The organism is Pseudomonas sp. Z8(2022), from assembly GCF_025837155.1.
Taxonomy (GTDB): Bacteria; Pseudomonadota; Gammaproteobacteria; order Pseudomonadales; family Pseudomonadaceae; genus Aquipseudomonas.
The window spans coordinates 1,398,423-1,420,266 of sequence record NZ_CP107549.1 but is presented as its reverse complement, the minus strand read 5'-3'; the positions used below and the strand labels follow the sequence as shown (position 1 = coordinate 1,420,266).

Genomic DNA, 21,844 nt, shown 5'->3' with positions numbered 1-21,844 from the left:
GCGTAGCGGCGCAGCAACTTCTCCTGGAAGTTTTTTGCCCGGCAGACGGGGTTGCGGCAAACTAGCGCCCTTCCGAGCCTACGCTCGTTCAACTGTTCAAGAGTCCGTATGACCCGCTCCCCTTTCCGCCGCATGGCCTTCAGCGCACTGCGCCGCCTGCTGTACCTCTGGGTACGCTCGGAAACCATCAATCAGTCCGCCTTCACCCTCAAGCTCGACCGCAGCAAGCCGGTGTTCTACGTATTGCAGCAGCCCTCGGTGAGCGACCTGGCGGTGGTCGACCGCGAATGCACCAAGGCCGGCCTGCCGCGCCCGATATTGCCGGTGGCTGTCGGGGAGCATATCGAGCCCGCCGCCTTCTTCTACCTGACGCCGGAGCCGGACTGGTTCGGCCGCCACGACAAGCGCGGCATCTCGCCGACCCTGGATCGCGTAGTCACCGCCCTCAGCCAGCAGGCCGTGGACGACGCGCAGATCGTGCCGGTAAGCGTGTTCTGGGGCCAGTCGCCGGACCACGAGACCAGCGCCTGGAAACTGCTGTTCGCCGACAGCTGGGCAGTCACCGGACGCCTGCGCCGGCTGGTCAGCATCCTGATTCTCGGACGCAAGACCCGCGTGCAGTTCTCCACGCCGATCCATCTGCGCGAGCTGGTCGAGCAGGACAAGGGCCGCGAGCGCACCCTGCGCATGGTGCACCGCATCCTGCGCGTGCACTTCCGCAACCAGAAGGCCGCGGTGATCGGCCCGGACGTCTCGCACCGGCGCAACCTGGTCAAGGGCCTGGTGCATGACCCGATGGTGCGCCAGGCGATTGCCGAGGAAGCCGAGCGCGAGAAGATCAGCCTGGAGAAGGCCGAAGCCCAGGCGCTGCGCTATGGCAACGAGATTGCCTCGGACTACACCTACACGGTGATCCGCTTCCTCGAGCTGGTGCTGAGCTGGTTCTGGAACAAGATCTACGACGGCATCAAGGTGCATAACGTCGAAGGCGTGCGCGATATCGCCCAGGGCCACGAAGTCATCTACGTGCCCTGCCATCGCAGCCATATCGACTACCTGCTGCTGTCCTACCTGCTGTTCCGCAACGGTTTGACGCCACCGCACATCGCCGCTGGCATCAATCTGAATATGCCGGTGATCGGCGGCCTGCTGCGCCGCGGCGGCGCCTTCTTCATGCGCCGCACCTTCAAGGGCAACCCGCTGTACACCGCGGTATTCAACGAATACCTGCACACCCTGTTCAGCAAGGGGTACCCGGTGGAGTACTTCGTCGAGGGCGGCCGCTCGCGCACCGGGCGCATGCTCAGGCCGAAGACCGGCATGCTGGCCATCACCCTGCGCAGCTTCCTGCGCAGCAATCGCCTGCCCATCGTCTTCGTGCCGGTGTACATCGGCTACGAACGCGTACTGGAGGGTCGCACCTACCTGGGCGAGCTGCGCGGCGCGAGCAAGAAGAAGGAGTCGATCTTCGACCTGTTCAAGGTGCTCGGCGCACTCAAGCAGCGCTTCGGCCAGGTCTCGGTGAACTTCGGCGAGCCGATCAAGCTGGCCGAGTTCCTCGACCAGCAGCAGCCCGGCTGGCGTGAGCAGGAGCTGGGCCCGCAGTACCGCCCGGAATGGCTCAACGCAACCATCAACCGCCTGGGCGAACATGTGGCGCGCCACCTCAACGAAGCGGCCTCGATCAACCCGGTCAACTTGGTTGCCCTGGCGCTGCTGTCCACCAGCAAGCTGGCCCTGGACGACCGCGCCCTGACGCGGGTGCTCGACCTCTATCTGGCCCTGCTGCGTGCGGTGCCCTACTCGCCGCACACCACTCTGCCGGAGGGTGACGGTACGGCGCTGATCGAGCACGTCAAGGGCATGGATCTGTTGGCCGAGCAAAAGGACGCGCTGGGCAAGATCTTCTATCTGGATGAGCAGAACGCCGTCCTGATGACCTACTACCGCAACAACGTGCTGCACATCTTTGCCCTGCCGGCGCTGCTGGCGAGCTTCTTCCAGAGCAGCTCGCGGATCAGCCGCGAGCAGATCCTGCGCTATACCGGCGCGCTGTATCCGTATCTGCAGTCCGAGCTGTTCATCCGCTGGGAGCAGAGCGAGCTGGAAGGCGTGATCGACCAGTGGCTGGCGGCGTTCGTCGAACAGGGCCTGCTCAAGGTCGAAGGCGACATGTACATCCGTCCGGCCCCCAGCTCTCGCCAGTTCGTACTGCTGACCCTGCTGTCGCGCTCGGTGGCGCAGACCCTGCAGCGTTTCTACATGGCCATCGCTCTGCTGCTCAACGCCGGGCAGAACAGGATCAGCGCCGAGGAGCTGGAAGACCTGTGCACCACCATGGCCCAGCGCCTGTCGATCCTGCATGGCCTGAACGCCCCGGAGTTCTTCGACAAGAGCCTGTTCCGCCACTTCATCCAGAGCCTGCTGGACCAGGGCGTGCTGCGTCAGGACGAAGCCGGCAAGCTCAGCCATCACCCGCTGCTCAGCGAACTGGCCGAAGGCGCCGCCAAGCGCGTACTGCCGGCGGAGATTCGCCTGTCCATCCGCCAGGTGGCACTGGACCGCAACGAGGACGAACCGGCAGCGCCGTGATGTCCGCACCGGGTGTCGCACGGCCGCCCAGGCCGTGCGCAGCATCCGCTCGGCGCAGTAGCCCGGCACGCCGGTTTCGCCCGGCCGAACCCCTGTCAGGTTTCGTGGTCAGCACTAGGCCACAGACCGGCAGGAGGCCATGGCCATGATCGACTCCCTGATGCTCAGCGCAACGCGCATCTCCACCCTGGCGGCCGGGCAGGTACTGACCAACGCCAGCGGTTTCTTCTTTCAGCGCGACGGCCGTCTGTTTCTGGTCACCAGCCGCCATGTGCTGCTCGACGAACCCAGCGCCCATCGACCTGACGCCCTGCAGATCGAGCTGCACACCGACGCGGAGAATCTGGCCAGCACGGCGGATTTCACCATCGCCCTCTACCAGGACGAGGAACGCCTGTGGCGTCAGGGCATCGATACAGCCGGCGAGATCGACGTGGCGGTGATCGAACTCGATCGTTCAGCGTTGCCACCAGGCAGCGTTTACCAGGCTTTCAGCGAACGGCATCTGCTGCAGGCCGACGAGCCTGTGGAAATCGGCTCGCCCCTGCTGGTGGTGGGCTTCCCGCTGGGCTTTCAGGACAACCTGCACCGCATGCCGGTGGCACGCCAGGCCGGGCTGGCTTCGTCCTTCGGCCTGCGCTTCCACGGGCTCGGCTATTTCCTCACCGATGGCCGCACCCATCGCGGCATCAGCGGCGCGCCGGTGGTCAAGCGCGCCAGCGTCGACGGCGAGCTACCCTGGCACCTGCTCGGCATCCACTCCACCCGCCTGCTCGGCGACCGCGACGAGCAGCAGGACGAGGCTCTGGGCCTGAACTGCACCTGGTATGCCGATATCCTGATGACGCTAAGCGAATGATCATTCCAGCCCTTGGCCGGAGCCGTGGGCTTTGGCAGCAGCCCAGAAGCATCGCGGCTAGGCCGCTCCTGCAAGAGCTGCGCAGCTGCTGCAGGAGCGGCCTAGCCGCGATAGAGGCGGGGTTGCGCGGGGTCAGGCCAGCAGCAGCGGCAACAGCAGGGCGGTGCCGATGCCCAGCAGACTCATCGCCAGGGCAGCGAAGGCGCCGCACTCCTCGCCCTCCTGCAGAGCGTGCGCAGTGCCGATGGCGTGAGCGTTGATGCCGTAGCTCAGGCCGCGGGCAGCCGGGTGGTCCACCCCGGCCCAGCGCAGCAGCAGCGGCCCCATGGCCGTGCCAATCACGCCGGTAAGCATCACCATCACCGCAGCTAGCGACGCCACGCCGCCAATCTGCTCGGCAACCGGCATGGCAATCGGCATGGTCACGAATTTCGGCGCCAGGCTCATCACCACGCTCCAGTCGGCACCCAGTGCCCAGCCGATGGCCAGGGTCAGCGCCACCGACAGGACGCCACCGGCGGTCAGGGTGATCAGCACCGGCCAGAACAGCTGGCGGATGCGCTTGATGTTGTGTTGCAGCGGTACCGCCAGGGCCACGGTGGCCGGCCCCAGCAGCCAGGCCACGGGCTCGGCACCGGCGCGGTAGGTGGCATAGTCGACCCCGCACAGCAGCAGCGTGCTGACGATCAGCGTGACCGAAACCAGCACTGGCTGCAGCACCAGCCAGCCGCTGCGGCGATAGAGCCAGGCGGCAATGAGAAAGGCGGCCAGCGTCAGGGCGATGGCGAACAGTGGGTGGTGAGTGAGCTGGGTCATCCCTTGCGCTCCTGACGGCGGATCAGCGCCTGCAGCAGCCAGCCGCAGAAAGGTACGGTCACCAGCAACGACAGCACCAGCGCCGTGACAATCACCGGCAGCTCGCCGAGCAGCAGATCACTGCTGGTCATGATCCCCGAGGCCGGTACGGCCAGCAGCAGCGGCAGATATGGCAGCAGGCCGCCGGCAGCCTGTTGCAGCGGCTCCGGCACCGCGCCGCGCCACATCAGCCAGACCGAAAGCAGCAGCAGGCCGATGATCGAGGCCGGCAACATCGGCAACAGCCAATGGTTGAGGGCCACGCCGAACAACTGCAGCAATACCAGCCAGAACAGGCCACGCACCATCATGATCTCGATTCCTCCTTATGGCGTCCCCGGCGAAACAGCGGACGCGGTTCGATAGCCGAGCGACCATACAACACACTGAGCCCTTCGAGGCCCTTGATTGCATCTTCCACCGATTTGTCGGCACGCACGGCGAAGGCATCAAAGCCGCATTGACGCATGTGCGCCAGCTGATCACGCAGCACGTCGCCGACCGCGCGCAACTCGCCGCGCCAGCCCAGGCGGGTGCGCAACAGATAGGCCTGGCTGTAGCCACGGCCGTCGCGGAAGCTGGGAAACTCGATGGCGATCAGCGGCAGGCTGGCAAGAAACGGCAGCAGCGCTTCCGGCTCGTCGTCGACCTGCAGCAGCAGGCCATCTGCGCTCATCACCCTGCCCTCCAGCACTTCCACAGGCTGTCGCTCGCGCCAGGCCGCCAGCGGCAGGATCAGCGGCGCGTCCCCTTCAGCGTCGAGTTGCCAGGGATCATCACTGACGATGCAGGCCTGGCCCTCGACCAGGCGAATCAGGTTGTTCATGCCACCTCCTCGCGGCTGTACACGCTCGCCTTGAATGGCTCCAGGCCGATGCGCTGGAAGGTGTCGAGAAAGCCTTCGTTGACCTCCCGCTGATCGACATAGGTGCGCACGATGCGCTCGATCACCTCGGGCACCTGCTCGGCAGCGAACGACGGGCCGATCACCTTGCCCAGCGCCGCCTGCTGGCCCTGGCTGCCGCCGAGGGTGAGCTGGTACCACTCGCTGCCGTTCTTGTCGACGCCGAGGATGCCGATGTTGCCGATATGGTGGTGGCCGCAGGCGTTCATGCAGCCGGAGATGTTCAGGCTCAGCTCGCCCAGATCATGCAGGTAGTCGAGGTCGTCGAAACGCTGCTGGATGGCCTGGGCAATGGGGATCGACTTGGCATTGGCCAGCGAGCAGAAATCACCACCGGGGCAGGCGATGATGTCGGTGAGCAGGCCGGCATTGGCCGTGCCCAGCCCCGCCGCTTCGGCTTCCCGCCATAGCGCGTAGAGGTCGGCCTTGCGTACATCGGGTAGCACCAGGTTCTGTTCGTGAGCGACGCGAATCTCGCCGAAGCCGTAGCGCTCGCTCCAGTCCGCCAGCGCCTCCATCTGCTCGGCGGTGACGTCACCGGGCGGTGCACTGATGCCCGGCTTGGTCGACAGCACCACGCTGAGGTAGCCAGGCACCTGATGCGCCATGACGTTGCGCGAGACCCAGCGGGCGAAGGCCTCGTCGCGCGCCAGGTGGGTGCCGAAGTCGAGGTCGAGGGCGTCCTGCGGCACGTAGGCCGGTTTGTGGAAGGAGGCGGCGACGCGTTCGTACTCATCCTCGGTAAGGCGTGCCGGGCCGTCCTTGATCGGTTGCCACTCGCGCTCCACCTCGGCGGCGAAGTCTTCGATGCCCAGCGCCTTGACCAGAATCTTGATCCGCGCCTTGTACTTGTTGTCGCGCCGGCCATGGCGGTTGTACACACGCAGGATGGCCTCGACGTAGGACAGGCAGTCCTGCCAGTGCAGGCCTTCACGCAGGGTCTGGGCGATGATCGGAGTACGCCCCAGGCCACCACCGACCAGCACGCGCAGGCGCAATTCGCCTGCTTCGTCGCGGTACAGCTGCAGGCCGATGTCATGCACCTGGATCGCCGCACGGTCCTGCTCGGCGGCGCACAGGGCGATCTTGAACTTGCGCGGCAGGAAGAGAAATTCCGGGTTGACCGTCGACCACTGGCGGAGGATCTCGGCCAGCGGGCGCGGGTCCAGGTACTCGTCGGCAGCGACGCCGGCAAACGCCTCGGTGGTGATGTTGCGCACGCAGTTGCCGGAGGTCTGGATGGCATGCATGTCGTGCTCGGCCAGCCAGTCGAGAATGTCCGGCACGCGTTCCAGTTCGATCCAGTTGAACTGGATGTTCTGCCGCGTGGTGAAGTGGCCGTAACCGCGGTCGTACTCGCGGGCGATATGCGCCAGTGCGCGCATCTGCCTGGCCGACAGGGTGCCGTAGGGGATCGCCACGCGCAGCATGTAGGCGTGCTTCTGCAGGTACAGGCCGTTCTGCAGGCGCAGCGGCAGGAACTCCTCTTCGCTCAGTTCGTCGGCCAGGCGCCGCTGTACCTGGTCGCGAAACTGGGCGACGCGCTCGCGCACCAGCGCGCGGTCATAATCGTCGTATTGGTACATGCCGGCAGGCCTCCTGATCACGGGCCGTCGACTATGCCTGCCAGACGTGCACTGAAAACAGCGCCAGAAAAGCCTTAAAAAAACGTATCAGATGACACAACAGTGACCGGTGCTGGGCGCTGACTGGCGCGACGCGATGCCGCAGCAGCATCCGCAGGGTCAGACATCAAAGCCATAAACCCCAGAAACTGCGCGGCTTGGCGGCCCCTACGGCGCTTCCCCTGCACTCCCCGGATCATCTGATCCGCTTTTTATTCGGAAACCTGAGTCTGTTCCGTTATCAGCTGCCCTCGGATCATGGCGCCAGCCTGATTAACGCCTGATGAGGGCAATGAAATGACCGACATGATCCCCGTGCGGAGCCTCGATACCGCCAAACCCATCCGCCTGACACCGGCCCAGGCCGGCGGCCCAATCCACACGCGCAGCTTCACCGGGCGTTTTCGCAACCTGCGCCTGCTCGGTGCCGGCCTGCTGTTCCTGCTGTTCTTCGGCACCGCCTGGATCGATTGGAACGGCCGCCAGGCCGTGCTCTGGGATCTGGATAACCGTCAGTTCCATATCTTCGGCGCGACCTTCTGGCCACAGGATTTCATCCTGCTCTCGGCGATCCTGATCATCGCCGCCTTCGGCCTGTTCTTCATCACCGTGTTGGCTGGCCGCGTCTGGTGCGGCTACGCCTGCCCGCAGAGCGTATGGACCTGGGTGTTCATGCGCGTGGAGCAGATCACCGAGGGCGACCGCGGCCAGCGCATCAAGCTCGACGCCGCGCCCTGGTCGCTGCAGAAGCTGGCTCGGCGCAGCGCCAAGCACGCTCTGTGGCTGGCGGTCAGCCTGGCCACGGCCCTGGCCTTCGTCGGCTACTTCACCCCGGTGCGCCAGCTGACGGTGGACCTGGCGACGCTCGAAGTCGGCGCCACCACGGCGTTCTGGGTGCTGTTCTTCACGGCTGCCACCTATATCAACGCCGGCTGGCTGCGGGAAAAGGTGTGCCGCGACATGTGCCCCTACTCGCGCTTCCAGAGCGTGATGTTCGACAGCGATACGCTGGTCATTTCCTACGACGCCGCCCGTGGCGAAAACCGCGGCCCGCGTCGCAAGGATGCCGATTACAAGGCCGAAGGTCTGGGCGACTGCATCGACTGCACGGTCTGCGTGCAGGTCTGCCCTACCGGCATCGACATCCGCGACGGCCTGCAACTGGAATGCATCGGCTGCGGCGCATGCGTCGATGCCTGCGACAGCATCATGGACAAGCTCGGCTATGCCCGCGGCCTGGTGCGCTACAGCTCGGAGAACGAGCTGGCCGGTGGCAAGACCCACTGGTTGCGCCCTCGTCTGGTCGGCTACGCGGCCATGCTGGCGGTGATGATCGGTGCCTTCGTCTGGGCACTGGCCGAACGTCCGCTGATTTCCCTGGACGTGACCCGCGACCGTGGCCTGTTCCGCGAGAACTCGCTGGGCCAGATCGAGAACATCTACAGCCTGAAGATCATCAACAAGACCCAGCAAGCGCGCAGCTATGTCATCGACCTGGTCGATGCCGGCGCCTTCGAACTGCACGGCCCGAGCACGCTGAACCTGGCGCCAGGGGAGATTCGCGACCTTCCGGTAAGCGTCGCGCTTACGGCCTCGCACAACGCTGCCGGCCCGCAGACCCTGCGTTTCGAGGTACGCGACCAGGCCGATGCGGACAGTCGCGTCAGCACCCGGAGCACCTTCCTCGCGCCGCTGCGCTAGCACTTCGCCCCGCGGCGAATGGGCGCGCAGCGTAGCCCGAACCTGTGGGAGCGGCTGGGCGGCATTCCGCTTCAGCCGCGAAACCGCTGCGCCGCATTCATCGCGGATGAATCCGCTCCTGCATCCGATGTACGCCCTCCCCTTCACGAGGCACTGCCATGTCTGCCGTTCACCCCGTAAAGTGTTCGCCCGTACCCTTTGCGGCGGTGAACCAGGACAGGATGAAACGCTACGAAAAATTTGCCGACGAGATCGCCGAGCTGATCCGTACCGGCGTGCTTGGCCCCGGCGAGAAGGTGCCCTCGGTACGCCATGCCAGCCGCACCTATGGCGTCAGCCCGTCCACCGTATTCCAGGCCTACTACCTGCTGGAAGACCGCGGCCTGATCCAGGCCCGCGCCCGTTCCGGCTATTTCGTGCGCGAACACGCCAAACGCCCGCTGCATGAGCCTGAGCTGACCGGCCACGCCGCGCAGACCACCGAGGTCGACGTCAGCGAGCTGGTGTTCTCCGTGCTCGCCTCGCTCAAGGACCCGCACACCGTGCCCTTCGGCTCGGCCTTCCCCAGCCCCGACCTGTTCCCGCTGCCGCGCCTGGCCAAGAGCATGGCGCACGCGCTGCGCATGCTCTCGCCGCACGAGATCATCGCCGACATGACCGCCGGCAACGCCGACCTGCGCCGACAGATCGCCCTGCGCTACATGGTCAGTGGCGTGATGCTGCCGATGGAGGAGCTGGTGATCAGCAACGGAGCCATGGAGGCGCTCAATCTCTGCCTGCAGTGCGTGACCCAGCCGGGCGATCTGGTGGCCATCGAATCACCAACCTTCTACGCCTGCCTGCAGGTGCTGGAACGCCTGCAGCTCAAGGCCGTGGAAATTCCCGTACACCCGCGCGAAGGCATCGACCTGGGCGCCCTTTCCGACAGTCTCAGGCAACTGCCGATCAAGGCCTGCTGGTTCATGAGCAGCCTGCAGAACCCGCTCGGCGCGAGCATGAGCGAGGCCAGGAAGCAGGCGCTGTACGACCTGCTGGTCGAACATCAGGTGCCGCTGATCGAGGACGACGTGTACGCCGAGCTGTACTTCGGCAGCCACCCGCCCAAGCCGGTGAAGAGCTTCGACCGCGAAGGTCTGGTGATGCACTGCGGCTCCTTCTCCAAGAGCCTGGCGCCGGGCTATCGCATAGGCTGGGTGGCTGGCGGCCGTTATGCCGAGCAGATCGCCCGGCTCAAGCTGATGACTACCATCTCGCCCTCGGTGCCAGCCCAGGCAGCGCTGGCCGATTACCTGCAGCACGGCGGCTACGACCGTCACCTGCGCAAGCTGCGCCATGCCCTGGAAATGCAGCAGAGCGCCATGCTCGCCTCCGCCGCCCGGCACTTTCCCGCCAGCACGCGGGTCACGCGGCCGTCGGGCGGCTACTTCCTCTGGTTCGAATTCCCCGAGCGTCTGGACTCGCTGCAGTTGCTGCGCCTGGCCCTGGCTCAGGGCATCAGCCTGGCGCCGGGGCCGATCTTCTCCGCCAGCCAGGGCTTTCGCCACTGCGCACGCCTGAACTACGGGCACCCGTGGAATCCGCGCAGCGAGCAGGCCATGGAAGTACTCGGGCGTCTGGTGGCGGGCCTGCTCTGACGCCGGTGCGCACGACGCGCCTTACGTGCGGATGAAATCCGGGGCCGGTGCATCAATCACCCCGGATTGCATCAGGGCTACGGTTCTGGCGGCGCGGCAATGCGCTTCGCAGGGTGGATGGGCCCTTTTCATCCACCCTGGCAGCCACGGTGGATCAGTGAGGCGCGATCCACCCTACCGACTGGCTACTTCCACCAGTATTCGACCTGCACGCCGAAGTTGGAGCCGTGGCGGGCGCTGCCGAAGGCGCCGTTCTCGGACAGGGCCGAGCCGTCGGCCAGCAGATTGGCGGCCTGCTGCGCCGCGCGGTTCCAGCTGGCGTAGGTGTAGTACAGGCGGATTTCCGGGCGTTCCCAGAAGCCGGGGCCGGCGGGCGACCAGGTCGGTGCGATGGTGAACTTGGTTAGCTTGCGCGTGCCGCCGGGCGCCTCGACCTGATCGCGGCCGATCTCGCCGACCAGTTTGAACTGCTCGGTGAAGGCGTAGCTGGTACGGCCGCCGATGGACAGCCAGTTCTGATCCGCGCCATCCGGGCGCTTGTCCTTCTGATAGACCAGCTCGACCTGGCCGCCGAGACGTGGGGTCATCTGGAAGTCGAAGAACTCCACCAGGCGCCAGCTGCGGTTGCTGCTGTCGAGAGTCGGATCACCGGTGTAGCCCAGACCGGTACCCGGCCCGCGCCCGTACTGCAGGGCGAAGGTGTTGACCCCGCCGAGGAAGTCCTGCTGCTTGTGCTGCGCTGTGACCGCCCAACCGCTGTGGCTGTCGGTGCTGTCCGGTTTGTCGATGTAGCTGACGCCCACTTCCAGCTCGCCACCCGGGTTGACCTGGAAACCGCCGACGTTGAAATCGTGACGGTTGATGTAGGGCTCCTGATCGTAGTTGTCCTTGCGCGAGAACACGTAGCTGTACTTCAGATCGCCGATCTTCATTTCGTCGATACCGAAACCGGTAGCGCTCTGGTTCCAGTAGTAGAAGTCGGAGATATGGATGTCGTTACGCTTGTAGAAGCGCCGCCCGGCCCACAGCGAACCGCCACCCAGCGCCGGCATGTTGCTCCACTCCGCGTACATCTGGTTCATCCGCGCGAAGCCGTAATCGCCGGTGAACTTCGGGGTATGGCCGTACTGATTGTAGAGCTGGGCCATGCCCTCGACGCTGATCACCGAGCCGTCATCCAGGCGAAACAGGTCCTGGCGCAGGTCCAGCTCGATGTACTGCTCGCACTCGTTACCCAGGCGGTACTTCGACTGAGCGCCGGGCAACTGGAAACACTGCTGCGTGCCGCCGGTATCCGCACCACCGATACCGCTGCGCACATAACCGCTGAACTCCAGGGCCTGCGCCTGCGGCGTGGCCAAGGCCAGTGCCAGCAGGCAGGGGGCACCGAGCGAACAGGTGAGGGTTTGCTGTGTGGTCTTCATCGTTGCTCCTGATTGTTTTTATTGAGCGATGCTGCGGATAACCGCCGCAGCGACGGGGTTTCGTTACCTTGATGCGCTGTAGCCCGGATGAAATCCGGCGAGGTTGGGCAATCCCCGGATTTCATCCGGGCTGCATGGCTAAACAGCCTTGAACTGGGCCACCTTGTTGTCAGTGGCCTGGTGCTTTCCCGGGCGCAGGCGCTCGCCGCTGCTGGCGTCGAACAGCAGCACGCGCGCCGGATCGAACTGCAGGTCGAGGCTGCTGCCGGCCTGCGGCGCGGCATCCGGCGCCAGGCGGCAGCACACCTTGGTCTGGTTGAGGCTGACGAACACCAGGGTGTCGGGGCCGGTCGGCTCGACCACCTCGACCTCGGCGCGCAGGCTCGGCAGCGCCGCGGCGGCGCCGGCCAGCTGGATCTGCTCGGGACGCACGCCGAGGATCAGCTCGCGCCCTTCCAGCTCCGCCGCCGCGCCCAGCGGCAGCTCGCAACGCGCCTGCCCAGAATCGAGCAGGCCAAAGCACTGGCCCTCACGCACCTGCACACGCAGCGGGACGAAGTTCATCGGCGGCGAACCGATGAAGCTGGCGACGAACTGGTTGGCCGGGTCGTTGTAGATTTCCTGCGGGGTACCGAACTGCTGGATGATGCCGTCCTTCATCACCGCCACCTTGTCGCCCAGGGTCATGGCCTCGATCTGGTCATGGGTGACGTACACCGTGGTGGTCTTCAGACGCTGGTGCATCAGCTTGATCTCGGTGCGCATCTCCACACGCAGCTTGGCATCGAGGTTCGACAGCGGCTCGTCGAACAGATAGATCTTCGGCCGCCGCGCCAGCGCCCGGCCCATGGCCACGCGCTGCTGCTGGCCGCCGGACAGCTGGCCGGGCTTGCGCCCCAGCAGATGCTCGATCTGCAACAGCTTGGCCACCCGTGCCACCTCGGCCTCGATCTCGGCAGGCGGCAGCTTGCGCATCTTCAGGCCGAAGGCGATGTTGTCCTGTACCGTCATGGTCGGGTACAGCGCATAGGACTGAAACACCATGGCGATGTCGCGATCCTTCGGGCTCATGCCGCTGATGTCGGCGCCATCGACCAGGATCGCCCCGCCGCTGATGTCCTCCAGCCCGGCGATGCAGTTCATCAGGGTGGATTTTCCGCAGCCGGAGGGGCCGACGAGGATCAGGAACTCGCCGGAGTCGATGGCCAGTTCGATGTTCTTCAGGGTGTCCGCCAGGCCGCTGCCGTAGGACTTGTTGACGTTGCGCAGTTCGAGGGTAGCCATGTCATTTCTCCAATCTTGAAGGCATCAGCCTTTCACCGCGCCGGCAGTGAGACCGCGCAGGAAGTACTTACCGGCCAGGACGTAGACCAGCAGGGTGGGCAGCCCGGCGATCATCGCCGCGGCCATGTCGACGTTGTATTCCTTGGCCCCGGTGCTGGTGTTGACCAGGTTGTTCAGCGCCACGGTGATCGGCTGGGTGTCGCCGCTGGCGAACACCACACCGAAGAGGAAGTCGTTCCAGATCTGGGTGAACTGCCAGATCAGGCAGACCATGATGGTCGGCACCGACATCGGCAGCAGGATGCGCGCGAAGATGGTGAAGAAGCCGGCGCCATCCAGACGCGCAGCGCGCACCAGCGCCTCGGGAATGCTCACGTAGAAGTTGCGGAAGAACAGCGTGGTAAAGGCCAGGCCGTAGACCACGTGCACCAGCACCAGGCCCTCGGTGGTATTGGCCAGGCCGAGCTGGCCGAGGGTGAAGGACGCCGGCAGCAGGATCACCTGGAACGGCAGGAAGCAGCCGAACAGCAGCAGACCGAAGAACAGCTGCGAACCGCGAAAGCGCCACATGGCCAGCACGTAGCCGTTCAGCGCGCCGAGCAGCGTGGAGATCAGCACCGCCGGGACGGTGATCTTCACCGAGTTCCAGAAGTAGCCGCCGACACCGTCCCAGGCCTTGAGCCAGCCGATCAGGGTGAACACGTCCGGGATCGACAGCAGGTTGCCGCTGCGGATGTCGTCGGGGGTCTTGAAGCTGGTCAGCAACATCACCAGCAGCGGCACCAGGTACACCGCGCAGGCCAGGATCAGGGTGGCGTGGATGGCCAGGCGGCTGAGGCTGAAGGCCCTCACCCGAGACACTGGATGTGGCGCCAGACGCGCATCGAGCACGGAATCAGTCATGGCGTTTGCCTCGCAGTTCGGAATACAGATACGGCACCAGGATCGCCAGCACCGCGCCGAGCATCAGCATCGCGCTGGCGGCGCCGAGGCCCATCTGGCCTCGGGTGAAGGTGTGGGCGTACATGAACATCGCCGGCAGGTCGGAGGCGTAGCCGGGGCCACCGGCGGTCATCGAGGCGACCAGGTCGAAGCTCTTGATGGCGATGTGGGCGAGGATCATCAGCGCACTGAAGAACACCGGTCCGAGGCTCGGCAGGACGATGCGCAGGTAGATGCTCGGCAGGCTGGCACCGTCGACCTGGGCAGCGCGGATGATCGATTGATCGACGCTGCGCAGCCCGGCAAGGAACAGCGCCATGACGAAGCCCGAGGACTGCCACACGGCGGCCATCACCAGGCAGTAGACGACGCGATCCGGGTCCACCAGCCAGTCGAAGCGAAAGCCCTCCCAGCCCCAGTCGCGCAGTAATTTGTCCAGACCCAGACCGGGGTTGAGCAGCCACTTCCAGGCGGTGCCGGTGACGATCATCGACAGTGCCATGGGGTAGAGAAAGATGGTGCGGATAAAGCCTTCGCGGCGGATGCGCTGGTCCAGCAGCACCGCCAGAAACACACCGATGACCAGGCTGATGGCGATGAACAGGCCGCCGAAGACCAGCAGGTTCTGGCTCGCCACCCACCAGCGGTCGTTATCCCACAGGCGCATGTACTGCTGCAGCCCGACGAAGTTGTAGCTGGGCATGAAGCGCGAGTTGGTGAACGACAGCAGGAAGGTCCAGCCGATGTAGCCGTAGAAGCCCACCAGCACGATGACCATGCTCGGCGCCAGCACCAGCTTGGGCAACCAGCGCTGCAGGGCATCGAGCGGTGAGGCTTTGGCGAGGACTGCATTTGAACTCATGGATCACTCCGTCATTGCAGATTGCGCCGCTGCCAATCCCTACAGTAGGGAAACGCGGCGCGGCCGATCCCGTGATGCATGCCTGGAGACATGCGCCCGGGATGGAAGGCTTGAAAGCGGCGGGCTATGCCCGCCTTGTACACCGGGCCACGTGGGCGGCCCGCAGACTCACTGCACCGCCTGGATCGCCGCGGCCAGTTGCTGGGCGGCGCGCTTGGGGTCGGCCTTGGGGTCGTTGAAGAAGTTGGTCACCACGTCGAACACCGCACCCTGCACATAGCTGGAGGCGGCCATGCCGTGGGCCAGGCTCGGCTGCAGACCACCATCGGCAGCGGCTTCCTTGAAGTCGGCCATGGACTTCTGCGCGCAGGCGTCGAAGCTGCTCATGTCCTGGTCCATGCGCACCGGGATCGAGCCCTTGTTCTGGTTGAAGAACGCCTGGAACTCGTTGCCCATCACCGTGCGCGCCAGGTCTTCCTGGGCCTTGCGGTTGTCGGCATTGCTCAGTTTGAACATGGCCAGCGAGTCGATATTGAAGGCGAAGCTGCCCTGGGTGCCGGGGAAGGCCAGGCATTCGTAGTCCTTGCCGGCGACCTTGCCGGCAGCAGTCCACTCGCTCTTGGCCCAGTCGCCCATGATCTGCATGCCGGCCTTGCCATCGATCACCAGACCAGTGGCGCTGTTCCAGTCACGCCCGGCGGCGTCGGCGTCGATATAGCCACGCAGTTTCTGCAGGGCTGCGAACACTTCGACCATCCTGTCGCCGGTCAGGGTGTCGCGATCCTGTTCGACGAAGGCCTTGCGAAAGCCCTCGGGGCCGAGAATGCTGAAAGCCAGGTCTTCGAACACGGTGCCGTCCTGCCACGGCTGGCCACCATGGGCGATGGCGATGAAGCCGGCCGCCTTGAGCTTGTCGGCGGCGGCGAAGAATTCATCGAGGGTGGTCGGCGGCGTGGCGCCGGCCTTTTCGAATACCGCGGGGTTGATCCACAACCAGTTGACCCGGTGCACGTTGACCGGCACCGCCACGTAGTCGCCCTGGTACTTCATCACCTCGACCACCTGCGGTGGCAGCAGGTCGTCCCACTTCTGTTCGGCGGCAACCTCGTTGAGGTCGGCAAGCAGACCCAGCTCGCCCCACTCCTGAATATCCGGGCCCTTGATCTGCGCCGCGGCGGGTGGGTTGCCGGACACCGCACGGGTCTTCAGCACGGTCATGGCCGCTTCACCACCACCACCGGCAACGGCGAAATCCTTCCATTTGTGGCCCTGGGCTTCGACCAGTTTCTGCAGGGTGTCGGCGGCGCGTTTTTCCCCACCGGAGGTCCACCAGTGCAGCACTTCGACTTCACCGGCAGTGGCGGAAAGGGGCAGCAGGACTGCGAGGGAGATGGCACAGGAGAGGCGAGAGATCGCTTTCATGGAATGAGACACCTTGTTGTTGTTATTCGCGAGCAAGTCGTGGTGCTTGCATTGCGAACGAGTCTACCCAGCCCCCGCTACGGCGGGGGTAACAAAGGGTATTGGATGGTCACCAGGCTGTTACAAAGCGGCGCCGGCAGGTTACATGGGGCGGCATGCCGCGCATTCTGCAGTTCAGATCGAGGGGTCACGGACACAGATTCAGCGGGGTTGACGCGGCAGCCAGAGGGTCACGCGCAGCCCTCCGTCACGCAGGTTGCGCAGACTCAGCTCGCCGCCGTGGCTGTGCGCCAGGTTGCGGGCGATGCCGAGGCCCATGCCGTAGCCCTGCTGCTGGCTGGCAAGGCGAAAGTGCGGCTCGAACACCTGCTCGAGCTTCTGCTCGGGCACCCCCGGCCCCTCGTCGTCGACATGCAGGACGAAGGCTTCGTCATCGTCCTCGATATGCAGGTGTGCGCGCTCGCCGTACTTCAGGGCGTTGTCCAGCAGGTTGCCGATGCAGCGACGCAGAGCCAGCGGCTTGCCCGGATAGGCCGCCAGTGCGGCACCATCGAGGGTCACCCGGCCCGAACCGAGATAGGGCTCGATCAGCCCATGCAGCAGGTGATTGAGGTCGACCGGCTCGATGTTCTCGTGGATGTCGGTGTCCTTCACGCATTGCAGCGCGCCCTTGACCAGCAGCTCCAGGTCATCGAGATCACGGCCGAACTTGCTCTGCAGGCTCTCGTCGTCGAGCAGTTCGACGCGCAGACGCAGGCGCGTGATCGGTGTGCGCAGGTCATGGGAAATGGCGCTGAACAGCTGGCTGCGCTCGGTCAGGTACCGGCTGATGCGCTCGCGCATGGCGTTGAAGGCACGCGCCACCTCCACCACCTCGCGACCACCGCCTTCGGCGACCGGCTCCACTTCCGCCCCCAGCGACATGTGCCGGGCAGTACGCGCCAGGCGCTTGAGCGGACGACTCTGCAGATGCACCAGCAGGCCGATGAATACCAGCAGGAACACACTGGTCAGGAGGATGAACCAGATCTGCTGGGTGGGCAGGAAAGGCTCTTCAAGATTGGTGTAGGGCTCGGGCAGCAGCGAGGCGATATACAGCCACTCCCCCGGCGCCAGCTGGATCTGCGTCACCAGCACCGGCGGGTTGAGCGGCTCCAGGGTCAGCGCATAGTGCGCCCAGGATCGTGGCAGCTCGTCGAGTTTCAGGCCGCCGTTGAAGATCAGCAGGTCGTCCGGCTTGACGAAGGTCACCGAGATGTCCGCTGCATTGCCCAGCGCCTGACGCAGCACCTCGGTCACAGTCTCGGTCACCGCCTGCTTGCGCGGCGTGGCCGGTAGCAGCTTCATCTGCAACGGGCGGTCGTTGAGGCTGACCACGAAGCGCGTGCCGCCCATGCTGCGCAACTGGTCGAGCACCAGCGGCCGGTAGTTCACCGGCAGGGAACGGAAGTAGCGCACGCTGGCCGACATCGAATGACCCAGGCTGCGCGCCGTGGTCACCAGGCCTTCGAGCTGGGTAGCGCGCAGCTGCGACAGCCAGATGACGCTGGACAGCGTCTGCGCCGCAAGTATCGCCAGCAGGGTGAGCAGCAGCATGCGCCCGAGCAGCGAGCGCGGCAGCGGCAGCCAGCGCCGCGCTTCAGCGGCCATCGCCGGCCTGCGCGCTGACGGTCGCCGCCAGTTGATAGCCGCTGCCGCGCACGGTGCGGATCAGCCGCGGCGGCTTGTCGGTATCGCGCAGGCGCTGGCGCAGGCGGCTCACCGCCATGTCGACGATGCGTTCCAGCGGCATCACCTCGCGGCCACGGGTGGCATTGCCGATGGTGTCGCGGTCGAGGATCTGCTGCGGGTGATCGAGAAACAGCTTGAGCAGGGCGAAATCGGCGCCGGACAGGAACACCTCCTCGCCGTCAAGATGAAACAGGCGGTGGCTGACCATGTCCAGGCGCCAGTCGTCGAATGCCAGCACCTCGCCGCTGCGCTCCTGGGTGAACTGCGCGCGCCGCAGCAATGCCTTGATTCGCGCCAGCAGCTCGCGCGGGCTGAACGGCTTGCCGAGGTAGTCGTCGGCACCCAGCTCCAGGCCGATCACCCGGTCGGCCTCGTCGGAACTGGCGGTGAGCATGATGATCGGCACCTGGGCGAAGCGCTGATGCTCGCGCACCCAGCGGCACAGGCTGAAGCCATCCTCGTCGGGCAGCATCACATCGAGAATCACCAGATCGGCCGACTCGGCGCAAAGGCTCTGGCGAAAGGCGCCACCGTCGGCAACGGCACGCACCTGAAAGCCGACGCGGCTCAGGTAGGTATCGAGCAGTTCACGTATTTCCTGGTCGTCATCGACCAGCAGAATCGACTTGCCGGGCTGGCTCATGGTCCGCCACCTTTCTTGTTATGGCTGTGTAGCCCGGATGAAATCCGGGGGTCTATCAAGGGTTCTTCCGGGTTGACTCCGGGCTACGCTCCGACGCCTGTTGCAAGGCCACGCCGGCGCCGGTCAGACCGGGATACTCGGCCGTCACCAGCCACACCGGAATGCCGTCAAGGTAATGGCTCATGCAGCCCTTGTCGCGGAAGCTTGCGACAAAACCGCTGGCGAGAAAGCGTTCGGCAAAACGCGGCACCACACCACCGACGATATATACGCCGCCGCGTGCGCCCAGCGTCAGCACGTTGTTGCCGGCAACGCGCCCGAGCCAGCAGCTGAACTGCTCCAGCACCTCGGCGGCGACGGGTTCGCCGGCCAGGCCGGCAGCGGTGATCTCAGCCGGCGTCCGGTGTTGCTGCCGCTGGCCGTCCAGCTCGCAGATGGCGCGGTACAAAACCAGCAGTCCATTGCCGCTGAGCACGTCCTCGGCCCTTACGTGGCCCAGTTGCCGATGGAGAATCTGCCACAGCTCGGCTTCGCGCGGACTGCCGACAGGCAGGTCGACGTGCCCGCCCTCGCCTGGCAGCACCAGCCAGCGACCGTCGGCCTGCTCCAGCAGCGTACCGACACCCAGCCCGGTACCGGCGCCGATCACCAGAACCGGCCGCTCTGCCTGCGCCTGCCCCTCGCACACCACCATCCGCTCGCGCTCGGTCAGGCGCGTCATGCCCAGCGCCATGGCAGAGAAATCGTTGATCAGCAGCAGCTCGTCGACCTGCAACCTCTGGCAGAAGGCGGCGCGATCGATGCTCCAGTGATTGTTGGTGAAACGAAACAGATCTCCGCCGACCGGCCCCGCGCAGGCCAGGCACACCGAGCCGATGGCCCCCGGCGGCAGGCCCTGGGCTTGCAGATAGGCCATGATGGCCTGCTCCGGCCCGGAAAAATCGGCGGTCGCCAGAACCTGTACCGCCTCCAGATGATCGTCACGCCACAGGGCGAAGCGTGCGTTGGTACCACCGATGTCGCCGACCAGCGCCAGTTTCACCTGAATGCCTCCATGACGAGGACAGGTCGCGCAATGGCAATCGCAGAAAAGCGAGGGGACATGCTATCGACTCCAAAACTCGATTTATTTTTGTAGTTTAGACAACGCGAAACACAGTAAACCCGAAAATTACGCCTATCAACCGGGACAAAGTAGTAATAACAACAATATTTGTTAGACAGCGCCAGCCTGTGTCGCGCTGTGGGAGGCACATCACACCTTCGACATGATCCCGGACAATAGTTGCAAGCCACCAGCCGCCTAGACTCGGGCCTTCCCGAGTTCGCACGGAGAGCTGCAGCATGTCACCCGATATCGTCATCGTCGGCGCCGGCCCGGCCGGTCTCTGCCTGGCCCGCGCCCTGTCCGGGCACGGTCTGTCCATCGTCGTGCTGGAGCGTCAGGCCGAGCAGGCAGTGGCCGAACCGGCCTTCGACGGTCGTGAGATCGCCCTCACCCATGCCTCGCAGGCGCTGCTCGAACGCCTCGGCCTGTGGGCACGCCTGCCGGCTGACGACATCGCCGTACTGCGCGATGCACAGGTATTCAACGGTCCCTCGCTGTTCGCCCTGAAGATCCGCGCCGAACAGGCCGGTGCCGAACGCCTCGGCCACCTGGTGGCCAACCAGGCCATTCGCCGCGCTGCCTATCAGGCGGTGAGCGAATGCGCCGATGTGCAACTGCTGTGTGAAACCAGCGTGCGCGCCATCGAGCAGCCCCCCAACGAGGTAAAGCTGGTGCTGGATGACGGCCAGGTGCTGCAACCACGCCTGCTGGTCGCCGCCGACAGCCGCTTCTCCGAGACCCGCCGCCAGCTCGGCATCGGCGCACAGCTCAAGGACTTCGGCAAGACCATGCTGGTGTGCCGCATGCAGCACGAAGAGGATCATCGGCAGATCGCCTGGGAATGGTTCGGCTATGGCCAGACGCTGGCCCTGCTGCCGCTCAATGGCCGGCAATCGTCGATGGTGCTGACCCTGCCGCCGCGCGAAATCGAGCGCCTGCAGAAACTGGACGAAGCGATCTTCACCCGCGAGATGGAGAAGCGCTTCGACCACCGCCTCGGCGCCATGCAGCTGGTCAGCAGCCGCCACGCCTATCCACTGGTTGGCGCCTACGCACGACGCATGGTCGGCAACCGCTGCGCCCTGCTCGGTGATGCCGCCGTGGGCATGCATCCGGTCACCGCACACGGCTTCAACTTCGGCCTGATCGGCGTGCAGCTGCTCAGTGACGCGCTGCTCGCCGCGCGTGGAAAACCTCGGGACGTCGGCGCTGCGGCACCGCTGGCGCGTTACGAGCGCCAGCTGCGCATGGCCACCTGGCCGCTGTATCAGGCCACCAACCTGCTGGTGGAGCTGTACACCAACGATCACCTTCCCGCGCGTCTGTTGCGCGGCGCCGGTCTGCGCGTGGCGCAGGGCCTGCTGCCGCTGAAGAAGGGCATCGCCCGCCACCTGACGGCTCGCGCCTGAGTCTGCCGCCTCTGCTGTATCAAAGGCAGCAGAGGCGGCGCGGGCTCATACCCACTGATCGTTACGTTTGCGTCGTACGCGCAGCATGGTCGGCAGGATCAGGCCGAGCAGCAGCCCGGCGCCGGCGATGCTGCCGCCATAGGCCATGTAGCGCATCAGCACCTGCTGCTGTTCGTTACCCAGTTGCGCCTGGGCATCGCGCAGCTGCGAACGGGTGGTGGTCAGCTCGGCATCCAGCGCACCACGCGCAGCCTGCAGCTCGTCGATCAGTTTCTTGCGTGAGTCCAGGGTTTCCTGCATGCCCTGCACGCGCACCTCCCAGGCATCGTCGATGCCCTTGAGTTCGGCGCTGAGCTCCGCGACCTTCTGCTCCAGCTGCGGCAGGCGCTCGGCCTGGCCGGGCACCGACTGCAGGTCGCGGCTGGGAATCCATACCGTGTTGCCGCTTTCACTGCGCACCTGGCTGTAGTCGCCCTGAGTGCGCACCAGCTCCACTTTCTCCCCGGAGGTCAGGGTGCCAACGATGCGGTAGCCGTCGGTGGGGCCGCTGCGCACGTAGGTGTTGAGGCTGTCGCTGACCCAGCGCTGATTGCTCGGCGCGTCTTCGGCAAGAACAGGCTGTACGCTGCCGAGCAGGCCACCGAGCAGTAGGCAGGCGCCGAGAATGCGGGGTTGGAGAGGAACATGACGAAATAAAAACATGGGGCGATCTTCACGTGGCAGTCAGACGAACCCGGCGAACGGGATGAACGTGCCGGCCACGCGCTCGAAAGCATGCTCAGGCATGATCCAGGCAGAATCCGCGACGAAGACGCCACACTAGCGGCAAATAGCCATCCATTCCTGCCG

The 21,844-nt window shown here is 65.3% G+C and carries 18 protein-coding genes; 5 read left to right on the top strand and 13 right to left on the bottom strand.

The genetic code is table 11. From position 1 onward, the window contains the following. The first annotated feature begins 108 nt into the window (after positions 1-108). Both plsB and OEG79_RS06755 read left to right on the top strand, forming a co-directional pair. Positions 109-2,592, top strand: coding sequence for a glycerol-3-phosphate 1-O-acyltransferase PlsB (plsB, locus tag OEG79_RS06760; protein WP_264148022.1), 2,484 nt, complete (start codon positions 109-111; stop codon positions 2,590-2,592). Between the two features lie 145 nt (positions 2,593-2,737). Beyond that, complete coding sequence (locus OEG79_RS06755) at positions 2,738-3,451, top strand: S1 family peptidase (RefSeq protein ID WP_264148021.1); 714 nt, start codon at positions 2,738-2,740, stop codon at positions 3,449-3,451. Between the two features lie 132 nt (positions 3,452-3,583). Here the strand turns inward: OEG79_RS06755 and OEG79_RS06750 are convergent, their stop codons facing one another. Genes OEG79_RS06750 through OEG79_RS06735 form a run of 4 tightly spaced genes read right to left on the bottom strand, consistent with a single transcriptional unit; the run spans position 3,584 to position 6,796 of the window. After that, positions 3,584-4,267 carry an LrgB family protein gene (locus tag OEG79_RS06750; protein ID WP_264148020.1) on the bottom strand — a complete coding sequence of 228 codons (684 nt, stop codon included), beginning with the start codon at positions 4,265-4,267 and terminating at the stop codon, positions 3,584-3,586. After that, positions 4,264-4,617, bottom strand: coding sequence for a CidA/LrgA family protein (locus OEG79_RS06745; RefSeq protein WP_264148019.1), 354 nt, complete (start codon positions 4,615-4,617; stop codon positions 4,264-4,266). The genes OEG79_RS06750 and OEG79_RS06745 overlap by 4 nt, the downstream gene beginning before the upstream one ends. Then, positions 4,614-5,132, bottom strand: coding sequence for a DUF934 domain-containing protein (locus OEG79_RS06740; RefSeq protein WP_264148018.1), 519 nt, complete (start codon positions 5,130-5,132; stop codon positions 4,614-4,616). Before OEG79_RS06740 ends, OEG79_RS06745 begins: the two co-directional genes overlap by 4 nt. Beyond that, on the bottom strand, positions 5,129-6,796 hold the full coding sequence (locus tag OEG79_RS06735; protein ID WP_264148017.1) for a nitrite/sulfite reductase: 1,668 nt from the start codon (positions 6,794-6,796) through the stop codon (positions 5,129-5,131). Before OEG79_RS06735 ends, OEG79_RS06740 begins: the two co-directional genes overlap by 4 nt. Before the next feature lie 336 nt (positions 6,797-7,132). Here OEG79_RS06735 and ccoG point away from each other — a divergent pair, with 336 nt between their 5' ends. Both ccoG and mapR read left to right on the top strand, forming a co-directional pair. Next, positions 7,133-8,536, top strand: a complete 1,404-nt coding sequence (ccoG, locus tag OEG79_RS06730) for a cytochrome c oxidase accessory protein CcoG (RefSeq protein ID WP_264148016.1) — start codon at positions 7,133-7,135, stop codon at positions 8,534-8,536. 221 nt (positions 8,537-8,757) lie between these two features. Further along, positions 8,758-10,170, top strand: coding sequence for a GntR family transcriptional regulator MpaR (mapR, locus tag OEG79_RS06725; RefSeq protein WP_264148015.1), 1,413 nt, complete (start codon positions 8,758-8,760; stop codon positions 10,168-10,170). A gap of 185 nt (positions 10,171-10,355) precedes the next feature. Here mapR and OEG79_RS06720 read toward each other — a convergent pair whose 3' ends face one another. The 8 genes from OEG79_RS06720 to OEG79_RS06685 form a co-directional block, all read right to left on the bottom strand. Continuing rightward, the gene (locus tag OEG79_RS06720) at positions 10,356-11,594 is read right to left on the bottom strand and encodes a maltoporin (RefSeq protein WP_264148014.1); all 1,239 of its coding nucleotides are present in this window, start codon (positions 11,592-11,594) and stop codon (positions 10,356-10,358) included. Positions 11,595-11,732: 138 nt separating this feature from the next. After that, the gene (locus tag OEG79_RS06715; RefSeq protein WP_264148013.1) at positions 11,733-12,878 is read right to left on the bottom strand and encodes an ABC transporter ATP-binding protein; all 1,146 of its coding nucleotides are present in this window, start codon (positions 12,876-12,878) and stop codon (positions 11,733-11,735) included. 24 nt (positions 12,879-12,902) lie between these two features. Then, a complete protein-coding gene (locus OEG79_RS06710) occupies positions 12,903-13,769 on the bottom strand; it encodes a carbohydrate ABC transporter permease (RefSeq protein ID WP_413247541.1) in 867 nt (288 codons plus the stop codon). Between the two features lie 4 nt (positions 13,770-13,773). Continuing rightward, positions 13,774-14,682, bottom strand: coding sequence for a carbohydrate ABC transporter permease (locus OEG79_RS06705; RefSeq protein WP_264148011.1), 909 nt, complete (start codon positions 14,680-14,682; stop codon positions 13,774-13,776). Positions 14,683-14,850: 168 nt separating this feature from the next. Continuing rightward, a complete protein-coding gene (locus tag OEG79_RS06700; protein WP_264148010.1) occupies positions 14,851-16,104 on the bottom strand; it encodes an ABC transporter substrate-binding protein in 1,254 nt (417 codons plus the stop codon). A gap of 201 nt (positions 16,105-16,305) precedes the next feature. Next, positions 16,306-17,754 carry an ATP-binding protein gene (locus OEG79_RS06695; protein WP_318840849.1) on the bottom strand — a complete coding sequence of 483 codons (1,449 nt, stop codon included), beginning with the start codon at positions 17,752-17,754 and terminating at the stop codon, positions 16,306-16,308. Continuing rightward, positions 17,744-18,478: a response regulator gene (locus OEG79_RS06690; protein ID WP_264148009.1), complete on the bottom strand. Its 735-nt coding sequence runs from the start codon at positions 18,476-18,478 to the stop codon at positions 17,744-17,746. Before OEG79_RS06690 ends, OEG79_RS06695 begins: the two co-directional genes overlap by 11 nt. 55 nt (positions 18,479-18,533) lie before the next feature. After that, entirely contained in the window at positions 18,534-19,520 is a 987-nt protein-coding gene (locus tag OEG79_RS06685) for a glucokinase (RefSeq protein ID WP_264148008.1), read from the bottom strand. Positions 19,521-19,822: 302 nt separating this feature from the next. Between OEG79_RS06685 and ubiM the strand changes: the two genes are divergently transcribed. Further along, a complete protein-coding gene (ubiM, locus tag OEG79_RS06680) occupies positions 19,823-20,995 on the top strand; it encodes a 5-demethoxyubiquinol-8 5-hydroxylase UbiM (protein WP_264148007.1) in 1,173 nt (390 codons plus the stop codon). Between the two features lie 45 nt (positions 20,996-21,040). Here the strand turns inward: ubiM and OEG79_RS06675 are convergent, their stop codons facing one another. Further along, a complete protein-coding gene (locus OEG79_RS06675; RefSeq protein WP_264148006.1) occupies positions 21,041-21,697 on the bottom strand; it encodes a TIGR04211 family SH3 domain-containing protein in 657 nt (218 codons plus the stop codon). Positions 21,698-21,844: the final 147 nt, after the last annotated feature.

Excerpts from the sequence above, each read along its gene's own strand:
- plsB (WP_264148022.1), top strand. The coding sequence starts at position 109 with ATGACCCGCTCCCCTTTCCGCCGCATGGCCTTCAGCGCACTGCGCCGC.
- OEG79_RS06755 (WP_264148021.1), top strand. The coding sequence starts at position 2,738 with ATGATCGACTCCCTGATGCTCAGCGCAACGCGCATCTCCACCCTGGCG.
- OEG79_RS06750 (WP_264148020.1), bottom strand. The coding sequence starts at position 4,267 with ATGACCCAGCTCACTCACCACCCACTGTTCGCCATCGCCCTGACGCTG.
- OEG79_RS06745 (WP_264148019.1), bottom strand. The coding sequence starts at position 4,617 with ATGATGGTGCGTGGCCTGTTCTGGCTGGTATTGCTGCAGTTGTTCGGC.
- OEG79_RS06740 (WP_264148018.1), bottom strand. The coding sequence starts at position 5,132 with ATGAACAACCTGATTCGCCTGGTCGAGGGCCAGGCCTGCATCGTCAGT.
- OEG79_RS06735 (WP_264148017.1), bottom strand. The coding sequence starts at position 6,796 with ATGTACCAATACGACGATTATGACCGCGCGCTGGTGCGCGAGCGCGTC.
- ccoG (WP_264148016.1), top strand. The coding sequence starts at position 7,133 with ATGACCGACATGATCCCCGTGCGGAGCCTCGATACCGCCAAACCCATC.
- mapR (WP_264148015.1), top strand. The coding sequence starts at position 8,758 with ATGAAACGCTACGAAAAATTTGCCGACGAGATCGCCGAGCTGATCCGT.
- OEG79_RS06720 (WP_264148014.1), bottom strand. The coding sequence starts at position 11,594 with ATGAAGACCACACAGCAAACCCTCACCTGTTCGCTCGGTGCCCCCTGC.
- OEG79_RS06715 (WP_264148013.1), bottom strand. The coding sequence starts at position 12,878 with ATGGCTACCCTCGAACTGCGCAACGTCAACAAGTCCTACGGCAGCGGC.
- OEG79_RS06705 (WP_264148011.1), bottom strand. The coding sequence starts at position 14,682 with ATGAGTTCAAATGCAGTCCTCGCCAAAGCCTCACCGCTCGATGCCCTG.
- OEG79_RS06700 (WP_264148010.1), bottom strand. The coding sequence starts at position 16,104 with ATGAAAGCGATCTCTCGCCTCTCCTGTGCCATCTCCCTCGCAGTCCTG.
- OEG79_RS06695 (WP_318840849.1), bottom strand. The coding sequence starts at position 17,754 with ATGGCCGCTGAAGCGCGGCGCTGGCTGCCGCTGCCGCGCTCGCTGCTC.
- OEG79_RS06690 (WP_264148009.1), bottom strand. The coding sequence starts at position 18,478 with ATGAGCCAGCCCGGCAAGTCGATTCTGCTGGTCGATGACGACCAGGAA.
- ubiM (WP_264148007.1), top strand. The coding sequence starts at position 19,823 with ATGTCACCCGATATCGTCATCGTCGGCGCCGGCCCGGCCGGTCTCTGC.
- OEG79_RS06675 (WP_264148006.1), bottom strand. The coding sequence starts at position 21,697 with ATGTTTTTATTTCGTCATGTTCCTCTCCAACCCCGCATTCTCGGCGCC.